The sequence below is a fragment of the Polaribacter sp. 2305UL8-11 genome, assembly GCF_058147165.1.
The window spans coordinates 50,861-71,811 of the sequence record NZ_JBYVJW010000013.1; the positions used below are offsets into that span (position 1 = coordinate 50,861).

General features: G+C 27.8%; 18 protein-coding genes and 1 tRNA gene. 6 read left to right on the forward strand and 13 right to left on the reverse strand.

The features are described from left to right. Positions 1 to 13: 13 nt before the first annotated feature. The 3 genes from ACY2RW_RS12440 to ACY2RW_RS12450 form a co-directional block, all read right to left on the reverse strand. A complete protein-coding gene (locus ACY2RW_RS12440) occupies positions 14 to 439 on the reverse strand; it encodes a DUF2147 domain-containing protein (protein ID WP_490123050.1) in 426 nt (141 codons plus the stop codon). 66 nt (positions 440 to 505) lie between these two features. Then, the gene (locus ACY2RW_RS12445) at positions 506 to 1,030 is read right to left on the reverse strand and encodes a KdsC family phosphatase (protein WP_490123051.1); all 525 of its coding nucleotides are present in this window, start codon (positions 1,028 to 1,030) and stop codon (positions 506 to 508) included. A 56-nt stretch (positions 1,031 to 1,086) separates the two neighbouring features. After that, on the reverse strand, positions 1,087 to 1,785 hold the full coding sequence (locus tag ACY2RW_RS12450) for a Rossmann-like and DUF2520 domain-containing protein (RefSeq protein WP_490123052.1): 699 nt from the start codon (positions 1,783 to 1,785) through the stop codon (positions 1,087 to 1,089). A gap of 77 nt (positions 1,786 to 1,862) precedes the next feature. Between ACY2RW_RS12450 and ACY2RW_RS12455 the strand changes: the two genes are divergently transcribed. Both ACY2RW_RS12455 and ACY2RW_RS12460 read left to right on the forward strand, forming a co-directional pair. Next, positions 1,863 to 2,495 carry a hypothetical protein gene (locus ACY2RW_RS12455; RefSeq protein ID WP_490123053.1) on the forward strand — a complete coding sequence of 211 codons (633 nt, stop codon included), beginning with the start codon at positions 1,863 to 1,865 and terminating at the stop codon, positions 2,493 to 2,495. Continuing rightward, complete coding sequence (locus ACY2RW_RS12460; RefSeq protein ID WP_490123054.1) at positions 2,488 to 3,639, forward strand: trans-sulfuration enzyme family protein; 1,152 nt, start codon at positions 2,488 to 2,490, stop codon at positions 3,637 to 3,639. Before ACY2RW_RS12455 ends, ACY2RW_RS12460 begins: the two co-directional genes overlap by 8 nt. Before the next feature lie 38 nt (positions 3,640 to 3,677). Here the strand turns inward: ACY2RW_RS12460 and ACY2RW_RS12465 are convergent, their stop codons facing one another. After that, the gene (locus tag ACY2RW_RS12465; RefSeq protein WP_490123055.1) at positions 3,678 to 5,516 is read right to left on the reverse strand and encodes an SLC13 family permease; all 1,839 of its coding nucleotides are present in this window, start codon (positions 5,514 to 5,516) and stop codon (positions 3,678 to 3,680) included. Positions 5,517 to 5,837: 321 nt separating this feature from the next. On the opposite strand from ACY2RW_RS12465, the gene bshB1 reads away from it, so the two are divergent. Continuing rightward, complete coding sequence (bshB1, locus tag ACY2RW_RS12470; RefSeq protein ID WP_490123118.1) at positions 5,838 to 6,554, forward strand: bacillithiol biosynthesis deacetylase BshB1; 717 nt, start codon at positions 5,838 to 5,840, stop codon at positions 6,552 to 6,554. A 55-nt stretch (positions 6,555 to 6,609) separates the two neighbouring features. Next, positions 6,610 to 6,685, forward strand: a tRNA-His gene (locus tag ACY2RW_RS12475). A 324-nt stretch (positions 6,686 to 7,009) separates the two neighbouring features. On the opposite strand, the gene ACY2RW_RS12480 is transcribed toward ACY2RW_RS12475, so the two are convergent. The 6 genes from ACY2RW_RS12480 to uvrA all read right to left on the reverse strand — a co-directional run bounded on the left by ACY2RW_RS12480 (position 7,010) and on the right by uvrA (position 16,114). After that, the gene (locus ACY2RW_RS12480) at positions 7,010 to 7,375 is read right to left on the reverse strand and encodes a helix-turn-helix domain-containing protein (RefSeq protein WP_490123056.1); all 366 of its coding nucleotides are present in this window, start codon (positions 7,373 to 7,375) and stop codon (positions 7,010 to 7,012) included. 526 nt (positions 7,376 to 7,901) lie between these two features. Further along, positions 7,902 to 8,648 (reverse strand): LytR/AlgR family response regulator transcription factor, encoded by a 747-nt coding sequence (locus ACY2RW_RS12485; protein ID WP_490123057.1) that lies wholly within the window; start codon positions 8,646 to 8,648, stop codon positions 7,902 to 7,904. An 8-nt stretch (positions 8,649 to 8,656) separates the two neighbouring features. Continuing rightward, positions 8,657 to 10,597 carry a histidine kinase gene (locus tag ACY2RW_RS12490; protein WP_490123058.1) on the reverse strand — a complete coding sequence of 647 codons (1,941 nt, stop codon included), beginning with the start codon at positions 10,595 to 10,597 and terminating at the stop codon, positions 8,657 to 8,659. 265 nt (positions 10,598 to 10,862) lie between these two features. After that, positions 10,863 to 11,954 (reverse strand): hypothetical protein, encoded by a 1,092-nt coding sequence (locus tag ACY2RW_RS12495; protein ID WP_490123059.1) that lies wholly within the window; start codon positions 11,952 to 11,954, stop codon positions 10,863 to 10,865. Between the two features lie 163 nt (positions 11,955 to 12,117). After that, positions 12,118 to 13,260 (reverse strand): hypothetical protein, encoded by a 1,143-nt coding sequence (locus ACY2RW_RS12500; RefSeq protein ID WP_490123060.1) that lies wholly within the window; start codon positions 13,258 to 13,260, stop codon positions 12,118 to 12,120. Between the two features lie 61 nt (positions 13,261 to 13,321). Beyond that, on the reverse strand, positions 13,322 to 16,114 hold the full coding sequence (uvrA, locus tag ACY2RW_RS12505; RefSeq protein ID WP_490123061.1) for an excinuclease ABC subunit UvrA: 2,793 nt from the start codon (positions 16,112 to 16,114) through the stop codon (positions 13,322 to 13,324). A gap of 213 nt (positions 16,115 to 16,327) precedes the next feature. Here uvrA and ACY2RW_RS12510 point away from each other — a divergent pair, with 213 nt between their 5' ends. Beyond that, the gene (locus ACY2RW_RS12510) at positions 16,328 to 16,915 is read left to right on the forward strand and encodes an RNA polymerase sigma factor (protein ID WP_490123062.1); all 588 of its coding nucleotides are present in this window, start codon (positions 16,328 to 16,330) and stop codon (positions 16,913 to 16,915) included. Between the two features lie 329 nt (positions 16,916 to 17,244). On the opposite strand, the gene ACY2RW_RS12515 is transcribed toward ACY2RW_RS12510, so the two are convergent. Beyond that, positions 17,245 to 17,901, reverse strand: a complete 657-nt coding sequence (locus ACY2RW_RS12515; RefSeq protein ID WP_490123063.1) for an endonuclease III domain-containing protein — start codon at positions 17,899 to 17,901, stop codon at positions 17,245 to 17,247. A gap of 89 nt (positions 17,902 to 17,990) precedes the next feature. On the opposite strand from ACY2RW_RS12515, the gene bcp reads away from it, so the two are divergent. Next, positions 17,991 to 18,443, forward strand: coding sequence for a thioredoxin-dependent thiol peroxidase (gene bcp, locus ACY2RW_RS12520; protein WP_490123064.1), 453 nt, complete (start codon positions 17,991 to 17,993; stop codon positions 18,441 to 18,443). Here bcp and ACY2RW_RS12525 read toward each other — a convergent pair. Continuing rightward, positions 18,440 to 19,066, reverse strand: a complete 627-nt coding sequence (locus ACY2RW_RS12525) for a response regulator (RefSeq protein WP_490123065.1) — start codon at positions 19,064 to 19,066, stop codon at positions 18,440 to 18,442. The two genes, bcp and ACY2RW_RS12525, sit on opposite strands and share 4 nt — an antisense overlap. Next, positions 19,056 to 20,873: an ATP-binding protein gene (locus ACY2RW_RS12530; RefSeq protein ID WP_490123066.1), complete on the reverse strand. Its 1,818-nt coding sequence runs from the start codon at positions 20,871 to 20,873 to the stop codon at positions 19,056 to 19,058. Before ACY2RW_RS12530 ends, ACY2RW_RS12525 begins: the two co-directional genes overlap by 11 nt. Positions 20,874 to 20,951 lie beyond the last annotated feature (78 nt).

Below are 20,951 nucleotides of genomic sequence, written 5' to 3' on the forward strand. Positions count from 1 at the left end.
ATGATTAAAAATACTATTTTGCTCTTGTCCAATAAGCAGTTTTTCCAAATAAAGAAACTCCAATATAACCTCTAAGTTTTAATTTGTCTGGTTTTACCAATTTGATGTAACATTTATAGATTTTTCCATTTCTAGGATCTAAAATTTTTCCTCCAGACCATTCGTCATCATCTTTTTCTAGACCAGTAAGAATATCTAATCCTAAAATGGGTTTGTTTTTATTTTCTCCAGTACATTCTGTACAAACAGCATCTTTTCTTTCTTCTTTTTTTATTTCAATAATTTTGGCGTAAGCTTTTCCGTTTTTTTCGTAAACTTCAATTACGGAATCTACTTCTCCTGTATCTTCATTAGTAGAATGCCATTTTCCAAAAATGGTTTGTGAGTTTACAGAAATTGCTACTACTACCATTAAAACTGTTAATACTACTTTTTTCATGCTCTATATAATTTTTATAAATTTAACTTTTAAGGCTTTTTTTAGTTTATTTTTCTAATTGATTTTTTATAAACTTGCATCAAAATTTTCTTCCCATTTTCCTTGTACTCTTAAAACTTGCTCAATAACATCTCTTACACAACCTTCACCCCCTTTTTTATCAGAAATATATTTAGAAATTATTTGAATTTCTCTAACAGCATCATTTGGGCAAGCTGCTAAACCTACCAATTCCATCACAGGAAAATCAGGTACATCATCCCCCATATATAAAACATTTTCTGGTTTTAAACTGTACTTTTTTTTAAGTTCTTTATACTGTTTTATTTTATTATGAGCACTTAAATATATATCTTCTATACCTAAAGCTGCTAATCTGTTTCTAACACCTTCATTAGTTCCTCCAGAAATAATACAAACTCGAAATCCTTTGTTTAAAGCATTTTTCATTGCATAACCATCTTTAACGTTCATGTGCCTTACCAATTCGCCATCAGGCATAATAGTTAACATTCCGTTTGTGAGTACACCATCTACATCAAAAATAAAAGTGTTTATTTTTGCTAATAATTGTTTGTAACTAACTTCCATATATTTTTATAGTTTGGTACCTTTAAACTGTGCTAAAGGTGATATTTTAAATGTATTTAATCAACCGAATTCTGGATTGATTTTGTTAAGGTTTTATAAATTTCTTGATGTTTGCTATGTAACAAATCTAAATGATTTTTAATTGTTTTTTTATCTTTTCTAATTGCAGGCCCAGTTTGTGCTTTTTCTGGTGGTAATGTTTCAATTTTAGCAGCAGTTTCTTTAATTAAAGGTTGTAAAATTTCAAAAGGGACATTGTTTTCACTGCAAATATCATTCCCAATTTTATACAAATGATTGGTAAAATTATTTACAAAAACAGCAGCAACATGTAGGGCTTTTCTTTGCTCAGAATCAATCATATAAGTTTTATTACCTATTGATTTTGCTATTTTTTCAAGCAATTTGTAATCGTTTTTACTTTCTGCTTCTAAACAAAAAGGGATTTCAGAAAAATTAATTTCTTTCTCTTTAGAAAAGGTTTGTAGCATGTAAAAAACACCTTTTTTAGAGTTGTTTTTTAAATCATTTAACGCAGAAGCTCCAGAAGTGTGGACTACAAAATTATTTTTAATTTTTGATGAAACTTCTGCAATGGCATCATCTGAAACTGCAATTATAGTGACATCTGCTTTTGGAATGGCTTCTAATTTTCTAGAACTGATTGTTTTAACTACAACTTTATCAGCTTTTAGAAAAGCTTTATACAAATGTGTTGCTACATTTCCATTACCAACAATTAAAACTGATATCATAAAACGAAGATATTGAAATTATGAATAAGATTTAGATTTGATTTTCTTAAATTAGCTGATGTAATAAAGTTTAATAGTTGAAAGAGTTTATTTGTTTATTATTTGCTTTTTTTCTTTTTTTTTCTTGTAAAAAAAAAGAAATTTCTAATTTACCTTTTGAAATAAATCATAATATTTCTTGTGATGATTTATATGAAAATGGTTACAAAAGAACTTTTGGAATTGATGTTGTTATGATAGGCAAGATTTTAAAAGATACCACAATTCATTATCAAATAGATGTACCAGCAGTCAAATATAATATTAATTTTAAAGATTTAGAAGAGAATATTCCAATCGAAATTGATACTTTAAAAAAGGTTACTTTATATGATAAATATTTAAAAAAGGAAGCCTTAGAATTAAATGATTCTATTTATGAATTAGTTTGGGGTAGTATAAAACAGCAACAAAAAAGTGTTTGTAAAGGTGGTTTAGTTAGTTGGAGAAACTTTATATTGGAAATAAAGAGGTATGAAGCTGAAAATTACAGAAATACAATTAACTCAAAAAAATATAAAATTTTAGACATAGAAAGAAAGTCTAAATATGTAATTGATAAATTTAAAGTTATCAATTTAAAAACAAAAGATACTTTTAATTGTTCTGTGTATGAACAAAATAAAAAATATTATTTTTCATCAACTTTTTCACTAATTAATTATGAATAAAAAACTAGGAATAAATACAACTTGTGTTCACGTTGGTGAAGTGAAAGATGAGCAATTTAAAGGAGCAGTTTCGCCAATTTATCCTTCTACTTCTTATGCTTTTGATGGTGTTGATGTAAAACGCTATCCAAGATATTTTAACACGCCAAACCAAGAAATGCTGCATAAAAAGATTGCTGCTTTAGAAAAAACGGAAGATGCATTGATTTTTGGTTCTGGAATGGCTGCAATTTCTTCTGCTTTATTTGCTTTTTTAGAAAAAGGAGATCATATAATTATTCAGCAAGTAATTTATGGTGGAACCTTCAATCTTATTGTTTCTGAATTTGATAAATATGGAATCGAATATTCTTTTACAGAATCTGATAAAGTAGAAGATTTTAAGCCTTTAATCAGAGAAAACACCAAAATCTTATATATAGAAACTCCTTCTAATCCTTTATTAGGAATTACGGATATGCAAGCAATATCAGCTTTAGCAAAAGAAAATGAAATTTTAACAATGATTGATAATACGTTTGCATCACCCATCAATCAAAATCCTGTCGATTTTGGAATTGATATTATGTTGCATTCTGCCACAAAATATATGGGAGGTCATTCAGATATTTCTGCAGGAGCAATTGCTGCATCCAAAGAACATATTGAGCAAATTTGGAAAACAGCCATTAATTTTGGAGGAAATTTAAGCGACCAAACTGTTTGGTTATTAGAAAGAAGCTTAAAAACTTTGAATTTGCGTGTTAAAGAGCAAACAAAAAATGCGGAAATAATGGCAGAATATTTAGAAAGTAATTCTAATATAGACAGAGTTTATTATCCAGGATTAAAAAGTCACCCACAATATAACTTAGCAAAAAAGCAGATGAAAGGTTTTGGTGCAATGCTATCTTTTGAGCTATCAAAAGGAATTGATACTATGCAATTTCAAAACAATTTACAATTGATAAAACCTTCTATGAGTTTGGCTGGGTTAGAAAGTACTACTGTAAGCCCAACACAAACTACACATGCATTATTAAGTGAAGAAGAGCGTTTAGAAAGAGGAATTAAGGCTGGATTGATAAGATTCTCTGTGGGAATTGAAGAAACAGAAGATTTAATTGCTGATATAGAACAAGCCATAAAAAAAGCAAAGAATTAATTAAATTCTTTGCTTTAAATAACTTGTAATAGTTATACTTAAAAAGGCCAAATAATTGGAACTAATAATAATGTTGTAATTATAAAAAGGACTAAAAGAGGTAATCCTACTTTAAAATAATCCATAAATTTATAATCACCAGAACTCATAACCATTGCATTTGTTGTAGTACCTATTGGAGTTAAAAATGCTGTAGAAGCACTAATAGCAACAGTTATTAACAAAGGTTCAGGTGAAATTCCTACTGTATTTGCAGCCAAGAGTACAATTGGTGCCATTAATACTGCTGTTGCAGAATTATTAATAAACTGACTAAAAGTAGTTGTTAATATAAAAATACCTGCTAATAACAATGTGGGGTTGTCTTTACCTAAAAAACTAATTAAAGAGTTAGAAATCATTTCTGCTGCTCCTGTTTTTTGAATGGCAACTCCCATTGGAATCATAGCAGCAATCATTACCACACTTGTAAAACTGATACTTTTATAAGCTTTAGAAAATGGGACACATCCTGTAAATAATACAATACCTGCAGAAATTAAAGCAGCAATAGATCCAGGAACTATTTTTAAAACCAGCATCATAATCATTAATACTAATGCACCTAATGCAATGTAAGATTTTGGTGTTAATTCGTCTACATCTTTCAGCATTTCTTCAGGACGTCCAACTACTACTATGTTTTTATGTTGTTCTTTTAGTTTTTCGATATTTTCCCAAGGACCTCTTATAATAAAACTATCTCCAGCATTAACCGTAATTTTATCTTCTAAATATGGTCTTTTGTGTCTAGAAGTTGCTAATAATTGGATATCGTATCTTTTAAAATACTCTTGTAATTTAATTTCTCTACCCACTAAACGAGATTTTGGAGTTACAATCACTTCAGACATCCCAACTTCTTGATTTATTAAATTGGTTCTTAATTCAGTTTTTGCAGATTCTTTTGGTAATAATCCCAATCTAAACTTTATCATTAGTTTATTAATATCTTCTGTAGTTCCTTTTACAGTTATAATATCATGATATTTTAAATAGGTGTCATTTTCTGGAAATTCTATAAAAGGTTGTGTCCCTTTTAATCTATTTGGGTGTCTTCTTTTTAAACGAATTACATGAATATGGTATTTGTTTTCCAAATCCCAATCGCTTAATTTCGTGTTGATTAAAGGTGATATAGAACGAATTCTTAATCTGTAATAATCATTATCAATTTGATAAGCTTCTATCCATTCATGTAATGTAGAATCTATATTAACTGGTTTGTTATTTGTTTTATTTTTAGGTAATATTTTAAAACCAACATACCTAAAATACAATAATGCAATTATTAGTAAAGGCAAGCCAATTAAACCAAATTCAAAGAAAGAAAAACCTTCATATCCAGCATCTATTAAAGCATTATTTGCAATAATGTTTGGAGGTGTACCAGTTAATGTTAATAAACCACCAGTGTTAGACCCAAAAGCAACAGGAATTAATATTTTTGAAGGCATTGTACCAATACTCCAAGCAGAAGAAATTGTTGCTGGTAATAAAGTTGCTACAGTACCTGTATTGCTTACAAAACCTGATAAAACACCAGAACCTAAGGTGATAATAACCAATAATTTAGGAACACTTTTTCCTGCTAATTCAATTAGTTTTTTACCAGCTAAAGCTGTCCATCCTGTTTGAGATAATCCTTCACCAATAATAAATAAAGCAGCAATCATAATTACAGTAGAATTGCTAAAGCCACTTAACGTTTCTTTTAAATCTAAAATTCCGCATAAAAATAAACTCAGCATAGACACAAGTGCAATTACATCTGGTGAGTATTTACCCCAAACAAATAGGCCAATGGTAATTGTTAAAATAACGAGCATTAAAATCATAATTTTTTGTTTAAAATAGTTTGTTTTGTTTATGTAAGTAAAATTAATGCCATTGTTTGCTTGGTTTTATGACATATATCATCCCTTTTAGCATCTATATATTTTTATCAATTTGCTAAAAATAAAGATAATATTTATACAAAATGAAACACGAAATCGAAATAGAAATATGAGCCTTTTAAATAATGTTTCTAAAAAGGTTATTTTTGATGTTTTAAATGATGATTTATTGTTCAAAATAATTCTTTTTCTTTAAAAAAGGAAGCAGATTTGTTTCTAAAAAATAGGGTTATGAACATAAATTACAATAATAAATATTTTATGAAATTAGATATTTTAGCTTTTGGTGCACATCCTGATGATGTAGAGTTAGGTTGTGGAGCCACTATTGCAAAAGAAGTTGCTTCTGGAAAAAAAGTTGGTATTATAGATTTAACTAGAGGCGAGTTAGGAACACGTGGTTCTGCAGCTTTAAGAGACAAAGAGGCTGCAAATGCTGCAAAAATATTAGGAGTTTCAGTACGTGAAAATTTACGTTTTGCTGATGGTTTTTTTGTAAATGACAAAAGGCATCAGTTAGAAATTATAAAAATGATTCGTAAATACCAACCAGAAATTGTGTTGTGTAATGCTATTGATGATAGACATGTAGATCATCAAAAAGGAAGTAGTTTGGTTTCTGATGCATGTTTTTTAAGCGGATTATTAAAAATACAAACAGCAGTAGAAGGGAAGCAGCAAGAAAAATGGAGACCTAAACAAGTATACCATTACATACAATGGAAAAATATAGAGCCTAATTTTGTTGTTAATGTGGGAGATTTTATAGAGAAAAAAACAGCTTCAGTATTAGCTTATGCTTCTCAGTTTTACGATCCAAAAAGTAAAGAACCAGAAACACCAATAACTAGTAAAAATTTTATAGACAGTATTAATTACAGGGCTAGAGATTTGGGGAGATTAATTGGAGTAGAGTATGCAGAAGGCTTTACTACAGAACGTTATGTTGCTATAGAAAATTTAGACAAATTAATTTAATTTTTTCTTTTAAAAGAAAAGAAAAAATAATTATATTTGCACCCGCAAGTTACATGGTGGTTGTAGCTCAGTTGGTTAGAGCGTCGGTTTGTGGTACCGAAAGTCGTGGGTTCGAGCCCCATCTTCCACCCAAAACACAAAGCTTCTTAGAAATAAGGAGCTTTTTTTGTGTAACAATGTTTGTAAATAGTAAAAAAGGGCGAGAAGTTTATCTTGAGCGAAGTTGAAAAGGGTATTATTTTTCACCCAATGATAAAATATTTTTTTAAGCCTAGTATATTTTCTGAGAATATTTACATGTAATTCCATATTAAGATGAGACAAACACGTAAAAAAAAAGACTTCACTTTATAAAGTGAAGCCTTTTTTTAAATGCTCTTAATTAGGGGGTGAGCTAGCAATAAATGTACTGAATAAGTGTTTAAAAATTAAATTAACCTTATAGGGATAGCTAATCAGTTTTTTTTAACATAATTTTCAATACTAGACAATTTTTCAAAAATATCTATTGATATCTTTTCAAATTGGTTTTTAACTACTTTCCTTACATGATAATCTATAGGGGATCGATTTTCATTTACAGATTTGTAGTCTTTTTTAATATTTCCAATTCCTTTAAATAACCAAATTGGATCTATTGAACTTATATTGTCGATAATTCCAAGCAAGATCGTTTCGTTAGGTTTTTTTGTATAATTTAAAACTGCACTAACCAATTGCTGTGATACTCCTATGAGTTTCGAAAACTGTTTTTGGTTTAATCCAGAATCTTTAAAAACCTTAACTATTCTTTCTGTTCTTTTTTTATCTTCAATATTCACTTTTTTTTTAATAGGGGATTACAAACATATATAAAAAAAACCACATTTGATGATAATATTTTATTTTATTTTCAATTTTTATATGATTTTACCTATATTTTAATGATTTTTTTATTAAACTTTTAATTGATATAATTATATTTAATTATTTGATTTGTAATAATTTGTATTATTTATTTTAAAATATAAAATTTTTTAAAATATTTTTACCACAAATTATGATAAAAAATACACATTTGATGATTTTATTAGTTTTTATACTCTAAAATAAGATGTAAATACCATAAAAAATTACTAAAAAAAATCTATTTGAACGATATTTGTGAGGTATAATTTTAGGTAAATGAGAAATTAGGATGTTAAAAAAAACTGCTAATGAGTCATTTTTTTTTAATTAAAAAACAAAGAAATCTATTAAAATAATGGCACTATTATTCTTAATAGATAAATAATAAAATATCTTAATTAGTGAAAAAAAAGAAATTTTTCACCTGATATCTTGTTTTATTATTTTTTTGTGAAGTACTTATATTTTAAAATATTCTAAAACTTCTGCACGTTTTCTAACAGAAACAGGAACATTAGAGTTGTCTGTAAGAATTAAATAACCACCATCAGACTTTATGAACTCTTTAATATATTTAGTATTTATTAAATGACTTTGATGTACTCTTTTAAAGCCAACTTCTTTTAACAGGTCTGCATAAAATTTTAAAGTTTTAGAAACTAAAATTTTAGTACCATCATTTAAATAAAAAGTAGTGTAATTATTATCTGCTTTGCAACGTATAATATCTGAAATGGTAGTTACTATTATTTTTTGTGAAGTGTGTAAAGAAATTTTTTCTAATGTATTATCTGGTTTTGTAATGGCATTTTTTAAAACATTTAACTGCTCTTTTTCTGGTTGAATTTGCAGATGTACTTTTTCTATAGCATTTGCCAAATCTTTATCTGAATAAGGTTTTAAAATATAATCTATGGCTGCAAACTTAAAAGCTTTAATAGCATAAGCATCACTAGCAGTTACAAATATTATTTTAGATTTTAAATTTGGGAAAATTTCTAGCAAATCAAAGCCAGTGCCATCTCCTAACATAATGTCTAAAAAGAGAATATCTGGTTCTTGTTGCTGTATTTTTTTTGCTGCATCAATTACGCTTTTAGCAGTACCAATAATCTGTATTTCTTTATAATGTTTCTTTACATCACTCACCAACATTTCTAATGCTAATGAATTATCTTCTACTACAAATGCTGTAAGTTTATCCATATTTGATGTTAAAAATCTGTTTTAAGTGGTATCTTAAATGAAACTCTTGTGCCACTTACTATATTTTTTATTATTATTTCCTCAATTTTAAAACTGCTTTTAGGAGATAAGTTTTCAATTCTTTCTTTGGTTAAAGACAAAGCAACAGATTGATGTTTTTTATTATTTTTATTTTGCGATTGATGCAAACCAATACCATTATCTTCTATTGTAAGATACAAAAAATGATGTTTTATTTGAAATGAAATAGTAAGGTTTGCACTTTTAGTATTTTTCTGGAATCCGTGTTTGATAGCGTTTTCAACAAAAGGCTGAATTAGCATTGGCGGAATTAATATCTCTTCTGTGTCTATATTGTTTAACGATGTTTTAATAGAAAACTCAAAGTCTTTAGAACTCATTTTTTGTTCTAATTCTAAATAGTTTTTTAAAGTTTCAATTTCATCCTTTAGGGTAATTTCTTCTAAACGAGCATTATTTAAAACACTTCTAAGTAATATTGAAAACTGAGAAATTGTGGTATTAAGTTCTGATGATTTACCATTATTGCCAAGTGCTTTGATGCCATTTAATACATTAAATATAAAATGAGGATTCATTTGCAACTGCAATGCTTTTTGCTCTAAACTTAATAAGTAATTCTCTGTTTTTAGTTTGTCTATTTCTTTTTTGCTTTTCTTTTTTATTTGTTTTAGTCGGATATCTATAAATAAAGCAATTATTAAAAACAGCAAACAAATGCATAATATTATAAACCAAATCTGTTCATAAACAGGTTTTTCTATATAAAATTGAAATTCGATTTTATTACTTAATTTTTTTCCTTTTTTAGATTGAACCGAAAATTGATATTTCCCTGATTTTAGATTGGCGAATTCAATAGTGTTTTTTGAACTCCAAGGAGAAATATTATCATTTAATTTGTATTGATATTGTATGTTTTTTGGGTTTTCTAAATCTATAGTTTTATAAGTGATAGAAATATTATTCTCATTTGGTTTTAGGGTTAATTTCTTATTGTGTAAAGCAATGCTACTATAGTTAATAGCTACTTTTTCTAAATAAATTTGAGGTTTTTTATTATTAGAAACACTTTTAGTTGTGTTCAATTTATAAAGACCTTTATTAGAACTTCCAATCCAAATTGAACTTTGATTGTCTTTAAAAACTGTATTTATGTTGTTAGAAATAGTTGAATTGTATCTATTAATTTTTCTTTTGAAAGATAATCTAAATGCATTTAAAACTACAATTCCGTTTTCTTTTGTACAAACCCAAAGTTCGTTATTTATAAGTTTTATAGAGCTTATATTTTTTTCGGTTATGATTGAAGAAACGACTTTGTTTTGTTGAATAATTTTGATTCCGTTGTTTTTAGTTGCTACAAATATTTTGTCATTAAATTTTGTTATAGATACAATTTCATCATTTAAAAGAGTTTCTATTTTGTTAGGTTTAATAAGCTGATCCAAGAGCCAAAGAGATTTATTTGTTGCTACATAAATTCCATTATCTGTCACCAAAAAATCTTTAACTGGAAAGAAATCTATTTTTGTATTAATTTGTAAGGGTTGTAAATAATTTTTTTGAAGTTGATAAATTCCTTGTTGAGTTGCTAAAAATAATTTAGAATCAAAAGAAATTATTTTATGTACTTTTTCTTTGCCTAAAAATTTAAAAATGTTGTTTTTATAAAGGTACAAGCCTTTTTGATGCCCAATTAATAAAGAGTCATTTTTAGTAAAAAGAGTATTTGCTTTGGAAGAAGTATGGAGCTGATAGTTCTGAAATTTATCGCCATCAAAAGAAATTAACCCTTGATCTGTAGCTAGCCATAAATAACCAATCTTGTCTTGTATAATATCGTTTATACCTGTATTTGTTAATCCATCTGCTGTAGAAAAATGTTTTATTTTTTGTTGCTGAGAAAAACTATTTAAAGTCATCATCAACAATAAAAAAAGGTAGGATTTAAAAACGTTTCGCATTTATACAAAATTAGTGAATATTAAATTTTTTAAAGTAGATTTATATAAACTTAAATTCGGTTTTATTTATCAACTGAGAATTTTATTATTTAGGTTGTTACTTTTCATAAAAACAAATTAAAGATAATTTTGGACTACAACATCATTTTAGATATTTATTAAAACGCCATCACACTATTTTTATTTAGTGCAATGACGTTTATCAACCTACAATTTCCATTCCATATTACTTCATAGCATACAAACGCTTGTTGCTGGTATCTGGTTCTATATGCTTTAAATCTCCATAAGGTTTTATTAATGGTTTTAAAACAACTAAGCCAGTGGTTCTTCCTCTTATTACTAATGTGCTGTTTTTTACACTCCAATTCCATCTAAATTTTTCTAAAGGGATGTTGTATTTTTCCATTTCTACCATTAATTCTGGTTGCTGTTCAATCCAATCCATTACTTCTTCTTGCATTGTAAATATTGGCATTTCATCATCTGTATTATGGAAACCAAACTCCCATTTAATTGGAATTGAAAACTGAGTTGTATACGCTTCCCCCACATATCTTTCTTCTTCATTATTTAGTGCATCATACCAATCAATATCTTTTTCTTCAGGATATTTTTTAGCAATTTCTTTTGATAAATCTGTTTTCCCTGGTGATTGTGCTGTTGGATAAAACACATAATAAGGCTGTGCTAAATAATGATTGGCAAATTTTCCTCCAAAAATGGTATAATAAGGAGAGGCAATAACTTTTGGCAACTTCTTAGCAGAAAGTGCATCTTTTAAGGTTTTTAACAGCTCTTTATTCTCTACAAGTCCAGATGCATGAAATACGATTTTGGTATTGTTATTTACCACGTTTTTTAAAGAAGGTAAAGTACCTTGTGTAATACTTTTTCTTAGAGCTTCTGTAGTAATTTTTTCACCATTAACAATAGTTTCTAAATTCATTCCTTTGTAAGGATTGCTTTTGTTTACAATATGAACTTCTCCATAAGGATTTTTGTTGGCATTTTTATTTAACCAAGTAATAATTTCTTCTAAAGAATATTGGCCATCAACTACCTTGTGTCCTTTTTCTTGAAAATAGGTTCTGGCATTCGAGTAAAAGGTTTCATTACCTTTATCAAAGCCAGCTATAAAAACAATTGGTTTTCTTGAAACAACTTTAACTTCTTTTTCTTCTTTAATAGGTGTGTTCTTTGCGATTACAACTGCCTCTTTTTCTTTTTTTACTTCTTTTTTATCACAACTGATAAAAGGACTACTTAATACAATTAGACCTGTAACAAATACTGATTTTTTTAGGAATGTTCTCATGATTTCTACGTTTTAAAATGTTAATACACAGTAAAAGTAGCGAGGAAGGTTAGTTAAATTTTGGCAGTATTAGAATTCGTGAGAGGTGAATTAGAATTCGTTAATTTAAAATAATTTTTGCCAGAAACTCACAAATTTTATGTTTTAATGAAGACAAAAAATATTATTCTTTAATAACTTTATTATAATCTACCAATTCTGTCAACCCAACTTTATTTGGGTTTTCTGCAAAAGAGCGTAAATACACATCCATAAAATTAATAATTCTTTCTTCTGGGTAGAATAAAACTTTGTTATCGTATTGTGCCCATTCATTCATATTTAAGTATGCTTTACCATTTTCAAAGCGATAAAATTTCTGAATGTGTTCTGGTAACGCATCTTCTAATTCTTCATCTAAAAACACATTGTAATATTTTAAATCTGCTGTAAAAAAATGAAAAGAAAGTAAATTGTCATAAAACCCAGTAAGGTTATTAGCTAAAGGTAAAAAGATGGTAAAAACTAAAATGGCTAATTTTTGTTTGTTAAAGAATTTTAAGAAAAACTCAAATGCATTTGTGGTTTTTAAGGTCCAAAAAATAATAACAACACTTAACATATTCTGGATATTCCAAGGCACCACATTATAACCATAACCTAAATAGAATAGGAGAAAAGTGATAATTGCATGCATAGATAAAATAAAAAATACACCAAATTTTCTTGTTTTATTGAACAATAACAAAACACCCATACTTGCTTCTAACCAAGGAACAGCGTAGGTAAACAACTTTAAAAACCATTGAGGAAGGCAAATTAAAGCTGTGTTTACACTATCTGCACAGCTAAAATGTTTGTTTAAAGCACTTAACCATTGTATGTAAAAAGCTTCGTTTACTTTTTGAATTCCGCTCCAAAAATAAGTGGCAAAAAAGATGAGGATTACTGCATATAAAACTTTTCTTGCATCTGCTTTTTTATTGAAAATTTCAATGGCAAAAATGGTTAAAAAACTTTGATAAAAATAGGGTTGAAGCCTGTTTTGATCCACCAAAGCTAAAAAAAGATAGAGCAAAATAATGGTCCAACCTTGCCATCTTTTATTCTGAAAAATATATACAATCTGAATTAAAAAGAAGAAACCAGCTAAAATATAATCGAAAGGAGCTGTTGGTATTGGTAACCAATCAAACAACGGAATTACAGGAAATATTTTGATAGTAACCCATAATTTTGGAGCATAGACCATTAACACCAAAACTGCAAGGATTGCTAAAATTCTTACGTAGTTTATTTTTTGTTTGTCTGTTAGGTTTTTGAGCATATTATAAATTTTATATTTCAGACCTCATAGGTTTTCAAAACCTGTGAGGTCTTATTATTTTTTAAAACACCAATTTCTCTGCCAAATATTTAGCAGTATATGACTCTTTATTTCTTGCTAATTCTTCTGGAGTTCCTTGGAAAATCAATTCGCCTCCATTTTTTCCACCTTCTAAACCCAAATCTATAATATAATCTGCACATTTAATAAGTTCTATATTATGCTCTATCACAATAATAGAATGTCCTTTTTCAATTAACGCATTAAACGATTTTAATAATTTTTGAATATCGTGAAAATGCAAACCTGTTGTGGGTTCATCAAATATAAACAAGGCTTTGTCTTTGGTGTTTCCTTTTACTAAAAACGATGCTAATTTTATTCTCTGAGCTTCACCACCAGAAAGTGTAGAAGAAGATTGCCCTAAAGTTACATAACCCAAACCTACGTCTTGTAAAGGTTTTAATTTACTTGCAATTTTTGTAACTAAGTTTTCAGAGAAAAATGTAACTGCATCATCAATCGTTAAATTTAAAATATCATCAATCGATTTTCCATCAAACTTAACTTCTAAAACTTCTTTTTTAAAGCGTTTTCCATTACAAACATCACATTCTAAATGTACATCTGCCATAAATTGCATTTCTATGGTCACTTCTCCTTCGCCTTTGCAAACTTCACAACGTCCACCTTCTACATTAAAAGAAAAATGTTTGGGTTTGTAGTTTCTAATTTTTGATAATTTTTGATTCGAAAATAACGCTCTAATATCATCATAAGCCTTGATATACGTTACAGGATTTGAACGAGAAGAGCGTCCAATAGGATTTTGATCGATAAATTCTACATGCTTTAAATTCTCGAAACTTCCTTTTATTTCTGTATGTTGTCCTATTTTATCTCCATAACCAATCATTTTTTTTTGCATTGATGGATATAAGATCTTCTTTACCAACGTACTTTTACCAGAGCCAGAAACTCCTGTAATTACAGACAAACAATTTAGAGGAAAAGTAACATCTATATTTTGTAAATTATGTTCTCTTGCACCAATTATTTGAATGTTATTTTTTGATGTTCTACGTTTTGTTGGAACTTCAATTCTTAAATCATCATTTAAATATTGTGCTGTTAAAGAATTGGATTTTAAAATTTCATCAAAGGTTCCTTCAGCAACTACATTTCCTCCAAAAGTTCCAGCTTCTGGACCAATATCGATAATGTAATCTGCTTCTTTCATAATATCTTCATCATGCTCAACCACTACAACTGTGTTGCCTAAATCACGTAAATTTTTTAAAACACCAATTAATCTTTCTGTATCCTTTGGATGCAAGCCAATACTGGGTTCATCTAAAATATACATAGACCCCACCAAAGAACTCCCCAATGAAGTTGCTAAATTAATACGTTGACTTTCTCCTCCAGAAAGTGTGTTAGAGGTTCTGTTGATGGTTAAATAATTCAAACCAACATCCGTTAAAAATTTAAGGCGATTGTTGATTTCGGTTAACAAACGTTTCCCAATTTTTTCTTCGTATTTATCTAATTTTAAATTTTTAAAAAATACTGATAATTCATCCAAAGGAAGTGTTACCAAATCAGAAATTGTTTTGCCATTTATTTTTACATAATCTGTTTCTTTACGTAAACGCTTGCCATTACAAGTGGTGCATTTTGTTTTTCCTCGATAACGAGACAACATTACACGATTCTGAATTTTATAACTTTTTTCTTCTAAAGCTTTAAAAAAGTGATGGATTCCATTAAAGCTTTTATTTCCATTCCAAACTAATTCTTGTTGTTTTTCTGTTAATTGAAACCAAGGTTTATGAATTGGAATATCAAATTGATAGGCAACATCAATTAAATCTTCTTTATAATGAATGTAAGAAGGCGTTTTAAAAGGAAAAATAGCGTCTTCCATAATCGATAAACCAGTGTTTGGAATTACCAAATCTTCGTCAATACCAATAACATTTCCATAACCTTCGCAAGTAGGGCAAGCTCCATAAGGATTGTTAAAACTGAATAAATGCGTATTGGGTTCTAAAAAAGACATTCCATCTAAATCGAACTTATTACTAAATTCGGTTACTTTATTATCTGCTAAATTCTCTATAAAACAAACTCCTTTTCCTTCGAAAAAAGCAGTCTGAATAGCATCTGCTAATCTATTATAAAAATCTTCATCATCTTTGGTTACAATTCTGTCAACAACTAAAAAAAGCGGTTCATTTTTGTAATCTTTCTGAGGAAAATCAGCAATTCTATGCACTTTATCATTCCATTTTAAACGTGCATAACCTTGTTGTTCTAAGACTTGCAGAACAGTTTTTAAATCTCGATCTTCATTAATTGTAATCGGAGCCAATAATAAAAGTTTGGTTTTGTCTTCGAAATTTTTTACAAAATTCACTACATCAGAAACCGTGTCTTTTTTTACTTCTTGTCCAGAAATAGGAGAGAAGGTCTTACCAATTCTGGCATATAATAATTTTATATAATCATAAATTTCTGTACTTGTACCTACTGTAGAACGCGGATTTGTTGAGTTTACTTTTTGTTCTATTGCAATTGCAGGTGCAATACCTTTAATGTAATCTACTTTTGGTTTGTGTAATTTTCCTAAAAACTGACGAGCATAAGAAGATAAACTCTCTACATAACGTCTTTGGCCCTCTGCATACAACGTATCAAAAGCTAAAGAAGATTTTCCAGAACCAGAAAGTCCTGTAATAACAACCAACTTATTTCTTGGAATTACAACATCTATGTTCTTTAAATTATGGAGTTTAGCTCCTTTTATTATGATGTTTTTCTTAGGATTTATGGTAGAAATATCTGTCTTCATGTATCAAAAATATAAGCTATAAATTTACCAAAAAACGAACTTTTATTTAAGTATTTTACATTTTTTTTAAGAAAAGTTTGTTGAATTGAAAAATAATACACATATTTGTTATTCATAAATCACACAAAATTAGACGTATATAGCTTAAAATTACTTTAAAATTATTAACAAAATAATAAAAAGAAAGGCCACTTGCTTTTCTTCAAAGTAATTATGATACGTTCAAAAACAATTTCTGATAGCATTTTAGTAAGCGATTATATTAAAGGAAATGAAGCTTCTTTATCTGTGCTTATACAAAGACATCAACAACGTTTATTTAGCTTTATTTATAGTAAAGTTCAGAATAAAGATATTACTGAAGATATTTTTCAAGATACTTTTATTAAAGTAATTAGAACTTTAAAAAAAGGTAATTACAATGAAGAGGGTAAATTTTTACCTTGGGTAATGCGTATTGCTCATAATTTGGTAATTGATCATTTTAGAAAATCGAATAGAATGCCTTCTTTTAAAAATACAGATGAGTTTGATATTTTTTCTGTTTTAGGTGATGGTAATTTAAATGCAGAAAAGCAAATTATACAAGAACAGATTTATAATGATGTAAGAGAGCTTGTAAATGAGTTGCCAGAAGAACAAAAAGAAGTTTTGGTAATGCGTATGTATAAAGATATGAGTTTTAAAGAAATAAGTGAAAACACTGGTGTTAGCATTAATACAGCACTGGGTAGAATGCGTTATGCATTGATAAATATGCGTAAATTAATAGAAAAACATAAAATTATTTTAGTAAACTAACAATAAAGTAAAAAAAGCATCGTTACTACTTTATAACCAAGATATTAAATAGTATATATGATGCAACTTTACTCAAAAAAGTCGTCTGAAACTCAGATGCAACCTAAAAAAGAAACAGTTCAATTTTTGATTAATTTTTCCAAATCGCTAACTATTGTAAAAACCAAATCAAAAGGTTTCATTGAATTGAATTTGAATTAAGAGTGGAAAAAGCTTCAACATTGTTGAGGCTTTTTTTAAAGCCAATCTTAACCTTTCTAAAGGGAAGGGATTCCAATCTTTGTGAAACAATTTTCTACAAAAAAATAAGTAATCTGTGAAATTCGTATCTATTTTTTATTTTTATAATATCCATCTAAAACAGATTTCCTACCAATTGTCTTGGTAATAACATCATTGTCTAAATTCCAACCACGAGCAGGAGAATATTCACGTCCATACCAAATAATTTGTAAGTGTAAATCGTTCCATAATTCTCTTGGAAACAAACGTTTCGCATCTTTTTCTGTTTGTTGCACATTTTTTCCGTTTGTTAAACCCCATCTGTACATTAATCTGTGTATATGCGTATCTACAGGAAATGCAGGCACTCCAAAAGCTTGACTCATTACTACACTTGCAGTTTTATGCCCAACAGCTGGTAATTCTTCTAAACCCTCAAAAGATTGTGGCACTTTACCATTGTATTTTTCAATGAGTATTTTAGATAAACCATAAATGCCTTTAGATTTCATTGGTGATAATCCACAAGGACGTATAATTTCTTTAATTTCTTCAACAGACAGTTTCACCATATCAAATGGATTGTCTGCATTCGCAAATAATAATGGTGTAATTTGGTTTACACGCACATCTGTACATTGTGCAGAAAGTAATACTGCAACCAACAATGTATAGGGATCTTTATGATTTAAAGGAATTGGAATTTCTGGATAAAAATCTTGCAATGTGTCAATTACAAATTGGACTTTTTCTTGTTTGGTCATTATTTATTTAAAGTTCAAAATTTAATATTCAAAGTTAGCTAACTTATCCGTAATTTTAAGCTTTGAATTTTAAATATTAAACTCAATTTATGACATCATTAAAAATAGGAGATAAAGCTCCGCAATTTGAAGCTAAAGACAATGCAGGAAATACTATAAAATTATCTGATTATACAGGTAAAAAATTAGTGTTATTCTTTTATCCAAAAGCAAGTACTCCAGGTTGTACTGCAGAAGCTTGTGATTTAAGAGATAATTATCAATCTTTTTTAGCAAAAGGATATGCTATTTTAGGAGCAAGTGCAGATTCTGCAAAAAGACAACAAAATTGGATTGATAAACACGAATTGCCTTTTCCTTTGTTAGCAGATGAAGACAAAGCTGTAATTGAAGCTTTTGGTGTTTGGGGACCTAAGAAATTTATGGGACGTGAGTATGATGGAATACACAGAACTACTTTTGTTATTAATGAAAATGGGGTAATTGAAGATGTAATTACAAAAGTAAAAACAAAAGCACATGCTGCTCAAATTTTAGGTTAGGCAACAATTAAGCCATTTTGTATTCCAAATTTAATTAATTCAGGAGTACTTTTTGTATTGGTAATTTCAAATAGTTCTCTTTTATGAGATTTTAAAGAGCTTTCTGTAATATTTAATATTGTTGAAAGTTCTTTTTCTTTTTTATCAGAATGCTTGTACAATGCTTCTAAAACTACTAATTTTCTTTTTGTAAAAACCAAGTTTCCAATTCTAATTTTTGAATTTGTTTTTATAGCATCAATTTCAGTTTTATAATAACAATCTATAATTACACTTTTAAATTTAGAAAGATCAGAATCCTTTCCAATAAAAACATCAACACTACTTTCTAAAGCCCTGTTTTTTATAAAATTATTGTTTAAAGTGGTGAGCGTAATAATCTTAAATTGATTTTTTCCTTTAATTTGATGGATATAGTCTAAAGAATTTTCTCCATTAAAATTTATATCCAATATTAATACATCTAAAACATTATTATTGGTAAACTGAATTACTTCTTTTATTGTAGTTATAAACGTGATAACATTTATCTCTGTATGCTGTTGTAAACTATCTCTAAGCGCTTCACAAAAAAACCGATTATCGTCTGCAATTACTACTTTTATAGGGTTTTTACTCATCATTGGGAATGCTAATAATTATTTGTGTTCCTTTATTTTTAACTGAATCTATTTTAATTTTTCCATTCATAGCTTTTACTCTTGTTTTAATGTTTGTTAATCCGTAAGAATTTTGGTTTACAGTATTCACGTCAAACCCTATTCCATTATCGGAAACCTCTAAAACTATCAATTTATTTTTAGAATTTGTAATTTTAATATTTATCTCACTTGCTTTTGCATATTTAATAGCGTTGGTAATTAATTCAGAAATGATTCTATATAAATGCACACATTTTTCTGAGGGTATTTCAGCATTTTCTAAAGATAATTCGTGTTTAATAGCATCGTTAGTAAGCTGATTTATTTTTTCAAAAAAATCAATTAAATTCTCTGTAAAGTTTTCAGAATTAATTTTAGGAGAATACAAAGAATTTAATAAATATCTATATTCTTTGTAGAAAGCATCTAAAATTTCTTGTATTTTTTCAGGAGTATTTTCAGATTTATTCAATAATCTAATTTTAAGAGCTTCTAAATATCCTCCAAAACTATCATGCACGTTACCTAATAACTTATTACGCTCTTTTTGCTCAACTTCTACAATACTATTTTGAAAACTGTTGCGTAATTCTAAATTTTCTTTTTGAAGATTAATTGCTAAAAACTCAGATTTTACAATCTGGTTTATTACATAATAAACAATTAAAGTCATCTCAGCAATTAAAGAAAAGTAAAAGAGATTGTCTAAAATAAAATATTCTGTTAAGCTTAAATCCAATTTAGGGTTTACATATAAAAACCTTGTATATGCTAATAATGGAAGCAAAAATGCAACTCCCAAATAAAAAGGTAGTACTCTCTTTCTAATTAAAATAAAGTGTAGGATAATAACAACAAACATTAAAAACCTTTGAGGAAGCCAAATAAATATTTTCGGAATATAAATATTGTCCAACAATATAAACGAGCTTAAAATAAGAGAAGAGAGCAAATATATAAGTGCTATAAATTTAAAAATTTGCTTTATATATTTTGTAGATTTATTATAAGGATAGAATTTAATGTAGAATATTACTGCAAAGACAACTCCAATACATTGAAATAATAATCTTTTTATAGAATGTTGTACTGGTGTAGAAAATATTTTTAATTGTAAATCTATACCATGATTTGTTAAATAATCAAAACTAAACACTAAAATATAAGCTGCATACCAAAGTAAACTATATTGTTTTTTAGCTATAAATAATAAAATTAGTATGAGAAGCAGTGTTAATAAGAAAGCTAAAGTTGCTCCAATTATTATTGAATCTTTTTGAGCAAAATTTATAAATTCATCACTTTTAAATAGTAATAATTTAAGGCTTGTAATTCTTTTAGAATCTTTAATTCTTATAAAAACATCTGTATTGTAACCTGTCTTGGGTAATTTCCAAGTAGGAAAACGATATTTAGATTGATAGTTTTTACTGTCTCTTAAAGAAAGTCTGTTTAGTTTTTTTACGGAATTATTATAAGATAGGTAAATTGTTCCTTCTTCTAAAAAAGCACCCCAAAATGAAAAATACAAGTCATCCTTAAAGTTGTTAATCTTAAAATGTAGCCAAGTAGCTTCTAATTTTTCTAACTGATGAAAAACTTTGTTTTCTAAACCAATATTAAAATTTCCTTTTTTATAAAGGGCAACAACCTCTGTTATAGTTAAAGAGTTACTTTTTTTGTTTAGTACAGTAACTTCTTTGTAAAGGTTATGAGATGCTTTACTTACATTTTTATTGCAAGATAAAAAGCTAATAAAAATAAAAACGAAGCTTAACTTTTTTAACATTAGGGTAATAAAAGACCCTACTAAAGTATGGTTTTTTTTACTTGATGTCAAACTAAATTTGTAATGATAAACATACAT